The sequence below is a fragment of the Bradyrhizobium sp. CAR08 genome (assembly GCF_052871955.1).
Genome location: NZ_JBIXJX010000006.1, coordinates 90,722 through 107,791, shown reverse-complemented (window position 1 = coordinate 107,791; position 17,070 = coordinate 90,722). Strand labels below are relative to the sequence as shown.

Here is a 17,070-nt window from a genome sequence, read left to right as displayed (position 1 = left end):
CGATGACTGATACGATTACCGCTTGGATCCTCTCGGCGCTTGGCTATCTCTGCACTACGCCTGTGATCCCTATTGCTGCTGGCGATCATAGTCTTACCGGACCACTACTCGGCAACGTGCTGGTGGCGGGCGGGGCGGGGCTCGTGACCCTCAGCTGCATCGTGGCGGCGCTGTGGATGCTCATTGATCCCGGCGAACGGGATCCCAATCATCCAAAATATCGCGTCTTGGACACCGACCGTTAGAGGAATGCAACACGTGGCCGACCCGCGCATCCGCATCTATCTAGACGACACGCCAGATCCGGTCGCCGATCAGCGGCCGCCGACCGAGATAGCGCTCGACACCAAGAGCCTTGCCGACGGCGAGCACGGCCTGCGCATCGAAGCCCAAGATGCCACCGGCCAGGTCGGGGTCCGGCGCCTTCGATTCCAAGTCCGCAATGGCCCTGGGATCACGGTCACCGGGCTTGGTGATGGTGCCGTTGTCCACGGTACCGTGCGCCTCATGGTCAACGCATTCGGAGCGGAAGAGCCGTTCGAGCCGCACCGAGCGGAATCGCCCTCGCCGATGCCGGTCTGGGTGTGGGTGCTGACGCTACTGATCGTTGCTTGGACCGCTTGGTATGTCGCAACCCTTTGGAACGTTCCGGCGGATTACGCGAAGACACCAACTTATTCCTCTTCGATGAATCCATTCAAATAGCGCCCCAAGATCGAACGGGTCAACGCTGTGGCTGCTGACCCATCCGGATCTCCGCAAGTGTGAAGACGAATATGCTCGTTCATGATCCATTGCGTGGAGGCGAAGTCACGCGGTCTCATCGACAGGCTTCCGCTATTGAAGACGGAGGCGTCCACTTAAGTTAGCGTGATGCCGCACGTAAAGTTTCGACGCCGTCGATCACCTTTGATTGTTAGGTATAAACAGGTGATGGCAGCTCGCTGCGGCGTTTGAGCTCGATCTTGAGGTTGAAGCGATGTACGGACGCATTCAGCGCGCTTGACATCCGAAAGGTGCGCAAGCTCCATTCTCGAGGAACCCGCACCCTTCTCGACTTAGTCCAGTGCCTTTATAAAGTTGCGAGCTATTGGCTGCTTCTCCGTTGCGGGCGACTGTGGATGGATGTGAAATATCGCGTGAGAGAAGATACCTATGCAAGGACTACCACACCAGAGTCACGCTGTGCGGCTACATGAGCAGGCGCCGATCATAGCTAGTTGCGCAACGCTATAGGTTCGCGAACTGCCGAAGAAGCAAGAGGTTTCATTGTGGAAATTCGACTCGGCACCAGACGTAGTGAGTTGGCCATCTGGCAAGCCAGTCACGTCGCCGATCTTATTCGAGGCGTCGAGCCGGCCGCTGAGGTACGCTTGGTCTTCGTGAGTTCGGCTGGCGATAAGGATCGAAGGTCGGCCTTTCATCAGCTTGGCGGCATCGGAGCGTTCACGAAGGAGAGCGAAGACACGCTTCTGCGCAACGAAGTTGACCTGGTTGTTCATTCCCTCAAGGATCTTCCAACCAAATTGCAGCCCGGCTTGGTATTGGCAGCCGTTCCCAAAAGAGAGGATCCTCGCGACGCGATTTGTGGCGTTACACTAAGTGAGCTACAACCGGGGCTGCGCGTCGGCACTGGATCAATTCGCCGGAAAGCTCAACTTCTCGATCTATGCAATGGTCTCGATATTCGACCCATCCGAGGGAACGTTTCTCCAAGGCTGTGTAAGGCAAAGAACCGACAGGGAATAGACGCTACTCTATTGGCGGCGGCCGGGCTGTCCCGACTAGGATTGCTACATGAGGCTTCACAGATTTTAGACGCTCGTGTTTTCCCGTATGCAGTCGGTCAAGGTGCTCTCGCGGCCGAAGCTCGCGAAGAGGATACGGCACTTATAGCGCTGCTTCAAAAGATTGAAGACCGGCAATCGCGCTCCGAAGTGGATGCAGAGCGCGCATTGATGAGAAGTCTCGATGCGGGTTGCAGCCTCCCCGTCGGGGTCTCTGCCACATGGCTCGCCGGGACATTAACACTTCGAGGACAAGTGACTCATCCGGATGGCCAAAGGAAGATCGCCGATGAAAGTGTGGGTCTGGCCGATCAAGCCGACGCAATAGGCAGAAGTCTCGGGCATAAACTTCTTCAGCAAGGCGCCGAAGAGATATTGAAGGCTGCGCTCCGTACAGTGGAAGAGCAAAGGACAATCTGAATTCGCTAGTTGACATGACGACTTATGCTCTTGGGAAGCCAGCATAGCGCAGGCGCTCGGCCTTCTTGAGCAGTGTGGAACCGATTACTGTTGCGCGAATTGCAAAAGCCCGACTGGCGTTCTCCATTAACGATCTGTACCTGTGCCGCAGGGCAGTTGCCGCAGCTTCGTCAAATCAGGGAACCGAGCTTGGCCGGTGGGGGCCTCTCGCCCCGCAAAGGCCTAACGACCGGCGCTTTCCAGGTTGCAGATGCTGCTGCGCATGGGTGATTGCGCCGCGGAGACCAAAGATCAATGTCGATAATCGTGAGTAGGTCAGCCGGTAGCTGGGTCGGGTGGTGAACTACGCGCGTGAGTTTGTCTTTGCTATCCGGGCAGCATCAGCCGGTCGAGCACCAAATGAGGCGATAGACGATGAAGTCCGGCCTCCCCGCGCGCCACGCCTATGGAGCCAGTTGCCTTCGAAACTTTCGGTGAAGAGCTGACCACCGCGCAGGACGACGTTCCAGCGGAAGCGGCGCGCGATCAGCTCTACGATCCGCCACGAAGGCAAGCAGATCGTTCTCGCGGCGCTGATATCAGGTTTGGGCACGTTGGGAAACCGTTCCGCATTGCGGATACGGACCAATGCTTTCGCATGCCCGGACCGCAATAACCTCCGCGGTGATCACTCGGTGACCGGACGCTGTCAATCGGAGTGATAAAGGCTCTTGTCGCCGCGCCCTCGAGATGCACCGTGTACGCGCCGCACAGCGCCATACCGCATCCGAACCTGGTGGCAGTCATTTGGAGCATGTCGCGAAGCACCCACAGCAGCGGGGTGGTCGCCGTCAGCGTCCATCGTATGCGGCTTGCCGTTTACCGTGAGAACATATGCCATTCTGCACCAGTGATATTATCGCGTGTGACGGTAAGGGGCCGTAAGCGCCCCAACCTTGGCGTACATCGGCCGCTCCGGAATAACCTCAGATCGTGCTCATGGGGTCGCGTTTTTCTACTCGATGGCTGGCGCCATCGGCGCGGGTCCGACGTGCTCAGCTCGGGACCAGGCGCCCCGGCGATTTCAGATACTTCGTTGTGATTGCATCGGCCGCCCAATAGGCCAGAGCTCCGACAGTGCCCGTCGGATTGTGCGACGGGTTTTGCGGAAAGGCGCCGGCGCCCATAACAAACACGTTGGGAACATCCCAGCTTTGCAGATAGCGGTTGACAGCGCTGGTCGTCGGATCGGCTCCCATAATGGTGCCGCCTGTCGTGTGCGTCGTCTGGTAAGGGACGATCGAATAAGGGCCCTTGCGATAGTTGATGCCCATTTTGCTCGGGTTCATGTGCTTGGCAATGTCGGCTGCACGATCGGTGCAGTACTTCGACATGTCCAGATCGTTTTTGCTGAAGTCGAACGTCATCCGCAGCAGGGGATTGCCGAAGCCGTCCTTATAGTTCGGGTCGAGGTCAAGATAGTTGCTGCGCTGGGCTGTGACGCTGCCGAAAGACGCGATCACGAAAGTGCGGTTATACCAGTGGGCAACCGATTGCTTCCAGCCTTTGCCCCAGCGAGGCTCGCCTGGTGGCAGGTTGCGGAAATCGATCGGCCGTTGCCCCTTGCTCTCGACACAGATGTAAGAACCACCCACGAAGCCGAGCGGCCCATGATCGAAGTTGTCGTAGTTGAAATCATCTATGATCATGGCGCACGCACCGGCGCCCATGAACGGATTGAAGACTTTATCGTTGAAGTGCGCGGTGACGCTGCTGGACATCTGGTAGGCATAGTTGCGCCCAACGCTACCCTTACCGGTTTTAGGATCGTAGATGCGACCGATTCCCGAGAGCATCATCAGCCGTGCGTTATGCAGACCAAATGCGCAGAGCAGTACCATATCGGCGAGCTGTTCGAACTCCCGACCTTGCGAGTCGATATAGGTAACGCCGGTTGCCTTTTTGCGGCCGGAGTCAAGATTGACCTTAGTGACATGAGAAAGCGTGCGTAGTTCGAATCTAGGGTCTTTCAGCAGAAGTGGCAGAAGCGTCGATTGCGGGCTTGCCTTCGCTGACATTTCGCAACCGAAGCGCTCGCAGAACCCACAGTACACGCAGGAGCCCATGTCCACACCCTCAGGGTTCGTGTAGGCCTGCGTAACGTCGGAGGATGGCTGAACATAGGGGTGATACCCCATTTCCCGCGTTGCATCCTCGAACATCTTCATTTGAAAGCTGCGCTTCATCGCCGGATTCGGATATTCGCGCGCACGGGGCCCTTCGAACGGATTTCCGCCCTCCTGGATCACGCCTTTGAGGTTGCCGGCCTTCCCGGCGGTGCCGCAGAGATATTCGAAGCGATCGTAGTAGGGCTCGAGCTCGTCGTACGTAACCGGCCAATCTTGTATCGTCATTTGGTCGGGAATGAACGTCTTGCCGTATCGTTCGCCATAGTGGCTGCGGATCCTGAACTCGCTGGGCGCGAACCGATAGTGCTGGCCGTTCCAGTGGACGCCTGCGCCGCCCACACCATTTCCCGGCAAGAACGATCCCCAGCGCCTGATCGGCAGCGCCGTCTGGTCAACGTTGTTGCGAAAGGTGAGAGTCTCGCGGGAGGCGTCCTGCATTAGGTCATGACGAATGGCGAAACGCAATTCGTCATGTATCATGGGCGCCGCAAAGTTCGGGATAGTGTCGCGCATCCCGCCGCGCTCAAGCGCCAGCACGTTGAGTCCCGCTTTTGTGAGTTCCCTGGCCAGCACAGCCCCGGTCCAGCCAAAGCCAACAATGACTGCGTCGACGGGTTTCAACTTCGTCGCCATCGGAACTCTCCTTCGACCTGAAAATCAGCTCAAGTCAGCGATGCTTTGGCTTGGTTCGGTGTAAGGCTTGTTGTAAGTCGTCTCGATCAGGTCGACGAAGTTCCCGGTCGCCCCGCTATAGCCGATCATCTTCCACGCAGCCTTATCGCGATTGCCGCCGTAAGCGGGATCGCTGAAAAAGCCTTCCATCACGTTCTGATAAAGCAGATCAAGGAAGAGGCCAGCAGGAAGCGGTCCCGAATCCGCTTTGCCTGTGCCGAGATCATTTAAGACCTCATCGCGCTGACTTTCCGTGATCGATGAAAAGTCCTTGCCGTAGGCCTTGGTGCAGTATGCGTTGATCGCCGGGATGGCGGCGCGATAAGCTTCCGCAGGAGAGAGGCGAACCTGCCATCCTTGTTGGGGCACCCCAGGATGCCATGGACCTTGCATAAACATTTTACCGCCTTGCCCGAAACCGCCTGCCAATTGCTGATCGATGAAATAGGCAATGCCCAAATCGACGCCGCTGGCCGTCAAGTCATCGGCCGGAATCATATGATTGACCGCCGCCTCGACCCAGGTGGCCTCATCGGGATTGAGGAACGTGTAAGTGCGCTTCTCGGGTGGTGCGGAAGTTGCCGTCTGTGCGGGTGAGGATGCATGAGCAGTCTGCTTCGGGCCCATCTGCATCGCATGCTCTGCCGATGCGGGTTGTGGGACGACTGATCCGCCAGTTACGCCGACGACGCCAATGACGCCCGCTCCAACAACGAATTCACGACGTTTGAGGGTCATGGCTGACCTCCTTCAAGTTGTGACGGCCCGCAAGTGTCAAGGTGCCGCCGGAGTATCAACTGCTCGCGCTGCTGCCATGCCTGCCATGACAGCGGTCTTGCCTGCTTTGAGTTTGGCCGCTGCCGCGGCGTAACCTCCGTCGGCTCCATCAACGAAGTGGACGTGATCTGACCGGATGTTTGAAGGGACGTAACAGGTGAGATGCGCGCTCGTCTGACGATGTGTGCCCGCTACACAAACGCCAGAGAGCTGGGCCGAAACCAGTCGAGCCTCGATAGCGTCTGCGATTTCCGGCGAACAGTCCACCGTCATTTTCAGGCCATCGTCGAACTTCCTGAAATCCGTATTGTTCGAAATCTCTCGTCGATATTTGAGGGGTTTGAACTGGCCCATGCGAATACCTGCCGAAAGAACGAATCGCGTCTTGATGGCTCGTAGTGCATCTGCGATGGCCGTCAGAAGGTGCGCGTGTGAGGAGTGCTTATCAAGCAATCTCTGGATTTTGCCTCCGAGCCAGGCGGGCAACGGACCGCCCTCCGGCAACGGATGGCCCGATCGACGCGAGGAAAATTCGATCAAGGCCAAAACATCCGCCACCAAAGCCGCGTACGACCTTTGCTCTTCGACCGGAATGGCGATGATAGAGAGGATGGTGCCCTGCTCGGTAGGGATCGGCCCGAATCCGCAGTAGAGCCCTGATAAATCGGGCGTGGCATTCAACGGTGCGCGGCGTACTTTGAATTCTCCCTTCTTGAGTTGTCCTTCCGCCCACGCCATGCCGCCGCCGGTGAACATGGCGTACGAGACGTTCTCGGACGCTGCATATCGTGTGACACGAACATCGTGACCGGCTGCGCGGATTGCAGAAACCGGAACGATCGCGACTCGAAGTACAAGATCGAGAGTATCGTCTGCCCATGCCGCAGTTCGCGCCAATGCAGACTTCACTTCGTCAAGATACTTGCCGGGGATCGCTACGGTCGCTCCGTCGCCGCCGAAAACGTAGGGAAAGCAGAGTTCAGGTAACGCGTTGGTTATGGCGACCAGCACCGCAGCGCCCACCATGTTGACGGCTTTGTATCGGCCGGTCTTGATCGCCGTCGTCGATTGGACGACATCGGCAATTCCGATGAACCAATCGCGCGGTAAGGGGAGATAGCGGTCGAAATGCGTTATTTGTGAGAAGTTATCGAACGGCTTCAGATTGGCGTAGAAATGCTCTGTACTCGCGCTTACCGTATTCGTGGGTGAGAAGGGGCGTACATGAGCTGATTTGCCCGTCAAGCTGTCTTGGAGCGTCATTTGCTCGCTCCTTTCGTTATCCCAAACCCTCGCAACAGGACCGGGATGCGCGCGTGAGCTTACCAATGAGCCCGTTTCACCGTTAGCTACCACGTCGTCACCGTCAGTGATGAGCTTCCGTTGATTCTTTGTTGCCATATCCTCTTTGGACCACTCGGCCAATTGAACATCCCGCATTCGGTGAATAACCAGCACTGAGCTCGATGAAATGCGCAAGGATAAGGCAGAAGACATACGCTCGCGCTGAACTCGTTTCAGCTTGCTCCAAGAACGACGTGCGAATGATCGAGGAACGCTATGATGTCTTAAATACATGTTGGCTAGCGGCAGCTCGAGGGAGCCGCGCACGGCCAAGCTTTGGCCTCACCGGGATGGAAGTAGTCATAGGTCGGATAGCCCCGGTACGAATTATCAGTAGGATAACCTCGCCGCACCCGATAGCGCACGTCCGTCGTCGCGGCTGGTACCGCCGCCTTGATCGACGTGCAATTGATCGGAGCAGCAGACGATTCGGCCGTTGCAGCCACCGCGATAGGAACAGCAATTGCGAGCGCAATCGCGAGGCCGCGGACTTGAGTAGTCACGGTAGCTCCTGTTCGCTTTGAAGATGACTATCCACCACCCGACGAGAATGACCTTGCAACGCCGGAGGGGGAAATCACCTTTCGCCATAGAGTCGATAGACGATCGTTATTGCCGCCGCGCCACGTGATGCCCGAGCGAGGAATGCCACCAGCTGCATCTGCAGAGACTTGCCACCCTTGGCCCAATCGAGGTCGCGCGTGCCAACGCGCGCCGCCGTCCGAAGCAGATGAAGAGGATGCGGCAGGGCCATTGAAGGATAGGCTTATTGCCGAACTGACGGAGCGCCGTACGAAAGTAATAACGTCGATTGGTGGATCGATCGCGCGGAAGTCGGCACTCGCTTCTGCTTCAAGGATACAAAAAGCAAAAGAGTCATTCGCTCTCGCTAGTCCGCACTTTGGCATCAGGCCCGCTGGTCACGGCGGCGGGCCCGGTTTGCCTAGGAGCCCGGGCCGTCACCCTCCAGATCCCGCTGCAGGTCCTACGTTTTCCGCTCGCGATGTTCGTACTTGTACAGCCGGAATCGCCACGGGTTACGAGATCAATTTCTTGAAGGGGCGGATAACAGTGAAGCAGCGCGTATTCGCTGGTATATGGCGCGGGTGAGCGTACGCAGACGTTTTGCGCCAACGGGTAGATCCACCAACTGCCCGTCCATAAGATGTAGCTGCAGTTGTCCGTCTTCTTTGCCGTTTCTGCCGTACTGTCATCGGCCCAAGCTGCGCCCAGCGATGCAAGGGCGACGCCTGCGATTATCAGTGTACGCATCTCATTCCCTTTCCTGGACACCTTCCGGCCCTTCAATCCCGTGTGGCGCGAGGTGGTACATGGTCATGATAGGCGGACCTAAAGGCAAGCTCGGTGCGATAGCGCGCCTTAGCTTGCCCATTGGGCGATCTCGAGCCCCGCGCAAATCATCATTCCCCACAAGGCGAAGCTAACTTGGAAAGCGAGTGCCATTTCGAGCTCCCGACACTCCTGAGTCGCACGCACTCTGCAACCGGGGGTCCTACGCGATCGGAACGGCGACTTTGGCCCTTACAGAGTCGCGCGAAAAGCAAATCACCTCTCGCCATGAAGTCGATAGCCGATCGCTATCGGCAGAGACACGCTTGAGGCGCTTCGGTGGGCAGGGCTGGCCTTTGAGTACGAGGTGATCGCCCTGCAGGCATGAAAGAGGCCTTCAACTGAGGCGGCTTTATCGTGGGTTATGGCGCGCAATTAGAGGAAGCGGAAACTGAGCGAATCAAGGCCGACCGAGGCCGCGGTTCGCGGCGTAGCTGCTCAAGGAGCGCAATTCGCCCCGGCCTTAGCCACCGCTTCGCGAGTTTGGAAACGAAGGCTGATTTAATTGAGCATCGGAGCGCAGGAGCCTCAAAAGTGAAGGTCGCAGGAACGGCTAAAAGGCTGCTCCTGCGACCGACGCCGCGAAGTTCCGCACGATCGGCACGGCACCCGCGGTGCTAGCACAGTGCCCGCCAGCGTGAACCGGCCGGCCTTTTTGCCTGGATTGTGACGCGCAGGAATCCCGGTCTATACTCACGCGATGCCGGACGCCCCTGACGCCGAGATTCAATTGAGGGACATCTTCGAAAAGTACGCGACCCACGTCGAGCGCTATCGGGCAGCGAGTCGTGCATTCGCGATCAAGCCAGGGTCAATGCAGGAAACCGTGTTTCGCCTATGGTTTGACGAACGGCATGCAGAGTACGAGAAGGAGCAACGAAAATAAGGGTCGTCGCGGATGGCCAAGAAGCCCGCCCTATCGCTGAGGCGGGGCGGTGTGTGCTATAAGGGTAGATGACTGAGCCGCAGCAGAAGAGGTCTCCCGCAGCGCGTAGTCGAGATCGGGCTGAAGAAGAAATGACTGACGACTCACGAACCGGGCAAGTCATGCAGCGCCCAAAGTCGTTCCCCTCCTTTGCTCCCCAAACAACAAAAACCGGACGTTGGTTTGTGGCTGTGAAAACTGGTGTTGGTCCCGTTTCCCACATTGCCGACTTCGCGACGGAAGCGGATGCCATGAACTGGATTTCGAACAAATCGGAATACTGGCCCGGCGGACCGAGAAACGGAATCCAAAAGAGACTAGCCTAGCAGAACCTCCCTCTCGGCCAGACGCAATTCGCGGGCCTGGTGGAGATCGGGCGAAGGCAGAAAAATGAGTCAGGTGCTAGACGAACTAAAAAAGCAAGCCGAAGACGCGGAAACGAAAGCCCTCGCGCTTCCGCAGAATCCCGAGCGCGACCAGCTGCTCTGCGATCTCGCCAACTTCCGCGCGACGCTCGCAAAGCTGAGTCACGAACGTGAAATGGATCAAGGCTAGGGTGGCTGTCCAGGCCGAGGTGCGACCAAGATGGCGTGGAATTTCCCCGTTATCCATAGTCTCGAGGCTGCCGCAACTTGACAACAGCGCTTGAATTGGCCCTGAGCGAGAGCAACCTTCGTCTTTTCCGATTGGCTTTCTTGCGGGGGAAATTCAATGGACAAGATCGAGCGAGCTTTCGTGCTTATTGCACTCACGGGCTTTTACGGCACGATCGCCGGGGTGACGTGGCTGATCGTCGGCTAAGAATGCCTACCGCAAAATGAAGGGCCCGGTGTATAGGAGCCGACATCAAGCTATTCGGACGCTGATGCGGCGAGCGTTAAAGGTTAAAAATAGATGCCACCCCGGCGAACCATCTGCCGACCAGCTCGGAGCGAGATGCGTTGCAGAAGCTGCGCGCGGGACGTGAGCTAACGCCGAGAGCTCTTGCGCCTACCGGCAAGCGCACCGTCTTAAATATGGTCTCCAAGGGCTGGATCGAGCGCGGGAGCACGGCCGCGAAGTATCGGATCACAACGGCGGGTCTCGCCGCCTTGCTCGTCAAGATACCCTAGAGCGGGAAACCTGACTTCTATTTATTCAGGCAGGAACCATCCTACGCTCCCCCCATTACTCAAGTTGCTCCAGGCCTTCCCCCGGGGGGCTTGGAGCTCCAACAGCGGCCTCCGCGTGCCCCCGCGGGGGTCGTTTTGCTGCGAGGCACCAATGGACGAGGCTTGGCGGGTCGTGTTTGCGCCAAGTGCGACGCTGCTGCATATTTTCTTTTCCAAGTTGCGGCAATTTACGCGCGCGACCTATTGATCTCGCGCAGTGGTTGAAGTTCAGTGCGCCCTGTTGTTTTTGGCCGGGGGGCTTTTTCAAATGCGTAATTTTGGAATCGTGGCGCTTGGCGCCGCGTTGGCTGGCTGTGCGTCAGCATCGTCAGATATCGCGCCGTCGTACGTTTCGCCGGTCGTGTACCAATCCTACAACTGCCAGCAGCTGGGGCTTGTGGCTCAGGGTATTTCCAGCGAGCGGCCGGTTTCCGGCGCCTAAGGCAGCCAGCGGACGAAAGACGGCTTGGTCACGGCGGCGCTACCGTCGTGTTCTGGCCAGCCGCATTTTTTGTCGGCGGTGACAAACAGACTGCCGCGGAGCTCGCCAACATGAAAGGCCAAATGGTCGCGATCGAGCAGGCGAGCATTCAGAAGAAATGCAACATCCAAATCCAAGGGAAGCCGCCGGCGTGAGCGGGGGCGCCGATTGTGGGAAGACCGCAGGCGCCGGAAGGCGTGTCCTGCGGCCCCAGGGCCTACGCCCAAAGGCGGTCCGCATCCGTCTTGGTGTCGAGCCACGTCACGCCGTCCTCGTCACCTACCGGGCTGTTCAGGCTGTAATCGCCGTATCCGAGGTCGATGCCGCTGATCAGCCAAAAATTCGTCTACACGCCCTCTCGCATCACTCAACCTGAGGCGCCCCTCCGCTATCGCAACAAACATCCGAGACATGACGTCTCCGCGCTCGTACTTAGAAAGATGGGCGGTAGCTTGCCGTACCGCTTCGTAGGCATCTTCACCCTCGTTTTGGGTCAATGACGCCGCAGCAAGCCGACGCCTGGCATCTGAGCAGCGTTCCGCTTTGCGAACGCATTCTGATCGGAGAGGTCACGCAGCCGAGTACCCAGGTTGGGAGTCGCCCTCATGAAATTCCTCATCGTTTGCTGCATTTGCGACGTTAGAGTCGAACTCAGCGTTCCGCCCTCATGAAGCACTGAGATGGAAGATCTCACCTGTTCTGCGCTGGGCATAAGCAGTTGACGACGGGTCTTCATACAATCCTTGCAGCGTCTGACGAGGTAACCCAGATGCTGCTCATAAAATGTACTGTCCATCGTCCTGATATGGCCGTTCTTGCATCTTTCCGCTGTTCGGCGATTGTTAGCCGACCGCTGTATCGCGAGCCACCACGTTACGGTTACTCGGACTTGCGCCGCGGCTTGTTCATTGGCCTTGGCACGCCTCGCCTCGTCAGCCCACTCGGGGTGCAGCTCGCAATGCTTCCTGAAACGCTGAGGGTGACCAATGCAGGGCCGCATCGCTTGTCGCCAGACGTGATCCTTCGAAGCGTCTCCCCTGCGTTGAGCCGCTGCATGAACTCGCCGGCAAGCTCGGGTGTCATTCCGGGAGGGACGTTCATCCACTTCCGTCTGGCCGCGCTACGCTCCTCATGCGAACGATAGCACCTACATGCGATGGACGTTCTAGCTCGACCCTACTGGTTCCGAGTTAAGATTTGATGGTCCGCCAGATGTGATGCGCGAACGGCAATCTCGATTCAACCGTTTCACAGAAGCACGACGGCGAGAAAATACACGCCGACCAGCAACGTGAGACTGCTAACAGTAATAGTGAGATAGATCTGTTGCATTGCGACCTCCCGGAACCGGCGCCATTCAGTGTTTGTGATTCAGGAGCCTCTTCTTACCGGTCGTTGCTATCCATAATTGGGACCCTTCAGTGATCGGAAGCGAGCCGAGAAAAGGCCGACGGGCGCTACGCCGCCGACCTCTTCTTGCAACTGCCGGCTCGCGGGTCCGGTTCCGTTGCGACTCTCGGCACTGAGCCGTTGGACTCACTGCTATCTCAGAACGATTTCTCAGGCCATGGCACGCTTGTATCGCGTTATCGTGCTGAGGGAGGATCGCATTCCACAATCGGAATGGTCTGATCATACGTTGGTCTAATTCTAGCCTGCGATGAGCAGTATCGGCATTGAAAAGCTCAGTGTCTTCGGTTTAATGGCTGTTGGATAAAATGGGAGGTTGCTCCAGCTTATCCTAAGCGCGTGCACCCTAAATGCCGTGCTCGGCGACAGGAGTTCGTGCGCTTTCCTGCATTTCTCAGGATCACCGCCCGCACAATGTGCGTGTCGGCTGTCATGGCGGCGAGTTGCGCTATTCCCCGAGAGATCGCAGATGCGGTTCGCTGATGAGATGTCGCTGTCCCGAGTAGCGAGCCTCTAACACATCAGCCTCGGCCACTCGAGGGCCTCCCGCCGTCCTTGGGGCCGATGTTTTGTGCGGCTATGTCTTGTTTTCCACTTCGGCACGCCGCACGCGCTCGATGATCAATTATTGTCCAAGACATCCGAGAAGTCACATAGTTCGGTAGCAACTTGACAAGCTCGCGATGCCGGTCTCAAGCGCTTCCCACCCGATCCGGCGCCGTTCCGTCGGGCCTGACGGAGGCGGCCGGTAAGGTGTGCACTTTGTTGACCCGACCCCGACGAGGCTGACGAGTCGCGGGCCTCCAGCCGTCTGATGCATGCGCCCTCAATTCGGCTTGCCGAGCACGGAGGTGAAGGGCACTACGAAGAGCTCATCGCCGCTGTCGTCGCTGACATGCAGGACCCAGTCACGCCAATCCTCGAGACTTCGCTCGCGGGTTAAGGATTGGACGACACGGGTTGCGTGATCGCGTGCCTCAGCAAGATCGTCCACCACAGCGCCGCGGCGATCGACGAAAACCGTCTTCGTGTTCGAACAGTGAAAATATACCTGAGTCATGGTCAACCTCCTTCAAATGTGACGGTTCGCTGCGATACCTCAGCGCGTTGGTGGCCTCGACGGCGGGATACGACCGACGGAATCGATGATGTCTCGCGGAGTTGGACGTCAGCGACTGCGACTCTCATTTCCATGGGTTGAATCATCCAAAAATATCCGCGATTCCGCATAAGCACCCGCGGAGTTCGACACTTGCATGCCGGTGCTCTGCCGCGCCTCTTCGATAAGCTCTTGGCGCGGAGCTCCCCAGAGCAGGGCAATCCCAACGACGGCGGAAAGAATTGACGCAGCGAACACGGCAATCTTGGCGGCTGAGAAGTCAGTGGCGCTTGGAAACGCTTGCCCGGCGATGAACAGCGACATCGTGAAGCCGATCCCAGCCAGGGATCCCGCCCCGGCCAACTGCCGCCACGTGTACTCCGCCGGCTTCACGGCTATGTCGGCGCGCACGGCCGCAGCGGCCGCGAGGAAGATGCCGACCGGCTTTCCTATGGTGAGGCCCGCAATGATCGCGGCCATGAGCCAGTTATGCCCAACGAAGACGCCGGGGTTGATTGCCACACCCGCATTCGCCAGTGCGAAGATCGGGAGCACTGCGTAGCTCGACCGCGCGCCGGCGTGTCGCAGCAGCCGGTCGGCGGGGGATTCAAGTCGGTCGTAGATCGCTTCGAGCGCGTGCAGCGCCGGGGTGGAGGGGCCGTGCCTGAGAACCTCGCCCTCGTGTTGGGCCTCGGAGGCAATGATCGTGCTGGCCTGCGTGATCAGGGCAGCCAGGTTGGCAGGCGGGCGCGTCGGAACGAATAGCGCCAGTACCACGCCAGCCACCGTCGCGTGGAGGCCGCCCGCGTAGACGAACGCCCACAACGCGACGCCAAAGAGAGCATAAGGCGAGAGAAGGTAGACTTTCGACCGGCTCAGCAGCGCCAGCGCGAGGACCACGGCCGCGGCCGCGGCCAAGTAGCCCAGTTGGATATCGCCGGAGTAGAACACGGCGACGACGACGATCGCACCGATGTCGTCAACGATGGCCGCCGCGGTAAGGAAGATCCGCAGCCCAACAGGAACGCGGGCGCCCATCACGGCGATCAAGGCAATCGCGAACGCAGTGTCGGTCGCCATCGGAATGCCCCACCCGTGCGACCACGGCCCCGCAGGGATGACCAACGCATAGAGAAGCGCCGGCACGACCATCCCGCCGAGCGCGGCGGCGATCGGAAGCGCCGCGGAGCGGCGGCTTGCGAGGTGGCCAACTGTCATCTCACGCTTCACTTCCAACCCCACGACGAGGAAGAACACCGTCAGCAGGCCGTCGTTGACCCAACGGAGGATGGGCATCTGAAAGGCCGCCTCACCCAAGCTCACGCCCAACTCCTGGCGCCAGAGCGCCTCGAATGCCGGCCGGATCGGCGAGTTCGTCAAGACGATGGCCGTCAAGGTTGCGAGGACTAGCAAAATGCCGGCGGACGGGCCCCAGCTCGCGAACTCCAGGGCTGCCGTACGGACGCGGTGGCCAAGCGTGCCAAGCATCGCGTCGACGAGAGAGCTCTCGTCCCAGGGTCCGTCATAGCGTCGACGGTTGATGTAGAAGGTTGGCGTGATTCTCACCCCGCTTGCGCGTGCGCTTGCGACGTCCGCCTCCACCCTCGCCCTCGCGCGCCGTAAGGCGTCGCTGTTGCCAAGCGAGAAATCGGCGCTCACACCGAGGTCCGCGGCCACCGCGACGAGGTCGTCCTCTGTGAGCTGCATCGACCTCGTCATCAGCTTGATGTGCGCGGACCAGAACGCCTCGGGCGTCTGAGCATGCTCAGCGAGCTCGGCGGCCCGAAAGGAAATGCTGTTGTCCGCGAGCGGCTTGTGGCGGAAAGCATAGCAGACGCGGTTGCCAAGTTGGTCGCGTGCTTGCGCGATGCGCTCGTTGGCAGCCCTGCAGTGCGGACAGGCGTAGCTGCCGTACTCGACGAGCGAGATCTCAGCATCCACGGCGCCGAGCACGTGGTCCGTCTCTTGGTCGACCGGACGGTCGAGACGGCGCGGGGGGATCATGAGCTGCATCACTGAACGGTCGGGTGTTCGCGCCGGCTACGACGTCGGCGCAGCTGTCGCCGGTTTGATGACGTGGAATACACCGCCGTCAGGTGACGGCGTGTAGGCTATTTTCGTGCCGACGATGCTGCTGGGGAGCCCAGCCGCGTGTACGCGCGGGAGGAAGAGGCGCACCAAGGTGCCTAAACCCTGCTTGCTCTCTGTACTGATTGCGCCGCCGCGGCCTTCGGCGAAGCGCTGGACCTGGGGGAGCCCGAGACCGGTGCCGCTGTCCATGGGTTTTGTGGAGAAATACGGGGTGAATGCCTGCGAAAGGACCTCATCAGGCATGCCCTCCCCGTCGTCGGCGACGATGATCTCAACGAATGCCGCGGCCGCACCGGAGGAAGGTTCGACGTTCCGCGCCGCGACGGTGATCACGCCGAGGTCCGGCATGGCATCGGCCGAGTTTCGACAGAGATTCAGCAGCGCAAAGTACAGTTCTTCCGGATCAGCGTTGAAGTTCCATAAATCAGAGGCAATCTCGGTGCGCACCGTGATATCCGGACGCAACGCCCGGTCGAGCGTGCCCGCTATTGCTGTGAGGCGACTGCCTGAGACGAACTCATCGGTCGACTTGGGGCGCGGTCGCGCAGCGTCGAGGAGCTGCCGGGAAAGCAACGCGCCTCTCGTGATCGCCTCCTGCATTTTGTCGGCGGTAGCCTTTCGGTGCGCGGCTTCGCTCTGGCACTCCAGCAGCTGCAGTCCGCTCCCGATAACGGCGAGTAGGTTATTGATGTCGTGGAGGAACTGCTTCAGGTCCGCTGCCCTCACCCCTGCCCGCTCGCCGGCCGCGACCGCCTCTCCGGTGTCGGGCCGCGGACTGGTGCGGCACAAAATTCCCGAGACCTTGCCGTCGGACACGACGAGCGGGATTTCAACGTACCTGGACGCGATGAGGCCGCTACCGTCATCGCGTGCGCCCCGCACGCTTGCGTTGCTCGCACGCTGCACTCCAAGCGCAAGCCCGGCGCGGTCCCTGAGCACGACGACATCCTCCAGCGGCGGGCTTTCGACCGCGCCGGGGAATGAAACGCCAGTTGTCTCTTTGATCTGCATGTCGGACCTCTTGGCTTGCGACGGTTCAATGGAAGGCCGATTTCGGCTCTTACCCGAGGGCCGGCGACCATGGCTCGAAGATTGAGTCCATGTCGGTCAAAAGGAAAATCACCTCTCGCCATGGAGTCGATAGCCGACCGTTATCGGATCGAGAGAGACGCTTGGCGCCACCGCGGGCGCGCAGCGCTGCCCTCTGCACCGCCTCGCCCGACCAGAACTCTCGGCCACCGAAAAGGTGTTCCACGTGCCTATCTGGATAAGCCCAAAGCGGTTATCGAGACGATCATCGCTTTACCGGTCGATTCCATGGCAATGACATTGGTGCCGCGAGCGCGGTCGTGAGGCCGAAGCGCCGCCGTACACCCGCCGCAATTAGAATTGGGA

At 59.2% G+C, this 17,070-nt stretch carries 11 protein-coding genes and 1 pseudogene; 4 read left to right on the top strand and 8 right to left on the bottom strand.

Going from position 1 to position 17,070, the window contains the following annotated elements; genetic code table 11:
• Window positions 1-2: 2 nt before the first annotated feature.
• The 3 genes from ACIPUD_RS14690 to hemC all read left to right on the top strand — a co-directional run bounded on the left by ACIPUD_RS14690 (window position 3) and on the right by hemC (window position 2,207).
• Window positions 3-245 carry a hypothetical protein gene (locus ACIPUD_RS14690; RefSeq protein ID WP_085385728.1) on the top strand — a complete coding sequence of 81 codons (243 nt, stop codon included), beginning with the start codon at window positions 3-5 and terminating at the stop codon, window positions 243-245.
• 13 nt (window positions 246-258) lie between these two features.
• Window positions 259-705 (top strand): cytochrome C, encoded by a 447-nt coding sequence (locus tag ACIPUD_RS14685; RefSeq protein WP_085385813.1) that lies wholly within the window; start codon window positions 259-261, stop codon window positions 703-705.
• A 566-nt stretch (window positions 706-1,271) separates the two neighbouring features.
• Entirely contained in the window at window positions 1,272-2,207 is a 936-nt protein-coding gene (gene hemC, locus ACIPUD_RS14680) for a hydroxymethylbilane synthase (RefSeq protein ID WP_446480932.1), read from the top strand.
• Between the two features lie 681 nt (window positions 2,208-2,888).
• Here hemC and ACIPUD_RS14675 read toward each other — a convergent pair.
• The 4 genes and pseudogenes from ACIPUD_RS14675 to ACIPUD_RS14660 form a co-directional block, all read right to left on the bottom strand.
• Window positions 2,889-3,087 (bottom strand): annotated as a pseudogene (locus ACIPUD_RS14675) ((2Fe-2S)-binding protein); the annotation flags it as partial.
• Between the two features lie 154 nt (window positions 3,088-3,241).
• Window positions 3,242-5,008: a GMC family oxidoreductase gene (locus ACIPUD_RS14670; RefSeq protein WP_446480931.1), complete on the bottom strand. Its 1,767-nt coding sequence runs from the start codon at window positions 5,006-5,008 to the stop codon at window positions 3,242-3,244.
• Between the two features lie 24 nt (window positions 5,009-5,032).
• Window positions 5,033-5,785, bottom strand: coding sequence for a gluconate 2-dehydrogenase subunit 3 family protein (locus tag ACIPUD_RS14665; RefSeq protein ID WP_446480930.1), 753 nt, complete (start codon window positions 5,783-5,785; stop codon window positions 5,033-5,035).
• Window positions 5,786-5,821: 36 nt separating this feature from the next.
• Window positions 5,822-7,087 (bottom strand): DUF3095 domain-containing protein, encoded by a 1,266-nt coding sequence (locus tag ACIPUD_RS14660; protein WP_446480929.1) that lies wholly within the window; start codon window positions 7,085-7,087, stop codon window positions 5,822-5,824.
• A 2,746-nt stretch (window positions 7,088-9,833) separates the two neighbouring features.
• On the opposite strand from ACIPUD_RS14660, the gene ACIPUD_RS14655 reads away from it, so the two are divergent.
• Window positions 9,834-9,998: a hypothetical protein gene (locus ACIPUD_RS14655; RefSeq protein ID WP_354202030.1), complete on the top strand. Its 165-nt coding sequence runs from the start codon at window positions 9,834-9,836 to the stop codon at window positions 9,996-9,998.
• A 1,034-nt stretch (window positions 9,999-11,032) separates the two neighbouring features.
• On the opposite strand, the gene ACIPUD_RS14650 is transcribed toward ACIPUD_RS14655, so the two are convergent.
• From ACIPUD_RS14650 to ACIPUD_RS14635, 4 genes are all read right to left on the bottom strand, one after another.
• A complete protein-coding gene (locus ACIPUD_RS14650) occupies window positions 11,033-11,212 on the bottom strand; it encodes a hypothetical protein (RefSeq protein WP_446480928.1) in 180 nt (59 codons plus the stop codon).
• Window positions 11,213-13,311: 2,099 nt separating this feature from the next.
• Window positions 13,312-13,545, bottom strand: coding sequence for a DUF6894 family protein (locus ACIPUD_RS14645; RefSeq protein WP_009859344.1), 234 nt, complete (start codon window positions 13,543-13,545; stop codon window positions 13,312-13,314).
• Between the two features lie 108 nt (window positions 13,546-13,653).
• Complete coding sequence (nhaA, locus tag ACIPUD_RS14640; RefSeq protein WP_446480927.1) at window positions 13,654-15,597, bottom strand: Na+/H+ antiporter NhaA; 1,944 nt, start codon at window positions 15,595-15,597, stop codon at window positions 13,654-13,656.
• A 27-nt stretch (window positions 15,598-15,624) separates the two neighbouring features.
• Complete coding sequence (locus tag ACIPUD_RS14635) at window positions 15,625-16,686, bottom strand: ATP-binding protein (RefSeq protein WP_446480926.1); 1,062 nt, start codon at window positions 16,684-16,686, stop codon at window positions 15,625-15,627.
• Window positions 16,687-17,070: the final 384 nt, after the last annotated feature.

Bases quoted from the DNA above. Each gene is read 5' to 3' on its own strand.
- ACIPUD_RS14645 (WP_009859344.1), bottom strand. From the start codon at position 13,545: ATGACTCAGGTATATTTTCACTGTTCGAACACGAAGACGGTTTTCGTC.
- ACIPUD_RS14635 (WP_446480926.1), bottom strand. From the start codon at position 16,686: ATGCAGATCAAAGAGACAACTGGCGTTTCATTCCCCGGCGCGGTCGAA.
- ACIPUD_RS14665 (WP_446480930.1), bottom strand. From the start codon at position 5,785: ATGACCCTCAAACGTCGTGAATTCGTTGTTGGAGCGGGCGTCATTGGC.
- ACIPUD_RS14660 (WP_446480929.1), bottom strand. From the start codon at position 7,087: ATGACGCTCCAAGACAGCTTGACGGGCAAATCAGCTCATGTACGCCCC.
- nhaA (WP_446480927.1), bottom strand. From the start codon at position 15,597: ATGCAGCTCATGATCCCCCCGCGCCGTCTCGACCGTCCGGTCGACCAA.
- ACIPUD_RS14670 (WP_446480931.1), bottom strand. From the start codon at position 5,008: ATGGCGACGAAGTTGAAACCCGTCGACGCAGTCATTGTTGGCTTTGGC.
- ACIPUD_RS14655 (WP_354202030.1), top strand. From the start codon at position 9,834: ATGAGTCAGGTGCTAGACGAACTAAAAAAGCAAGCCGAAGACGCGGAA.
- ACIPUD_RS14690 (WP_085385728.1), top strand. From the start codon at position 3: ATGACTGATACGATTACCGCTTGGATCCTCTCGGCGCTTGGCTATCTC.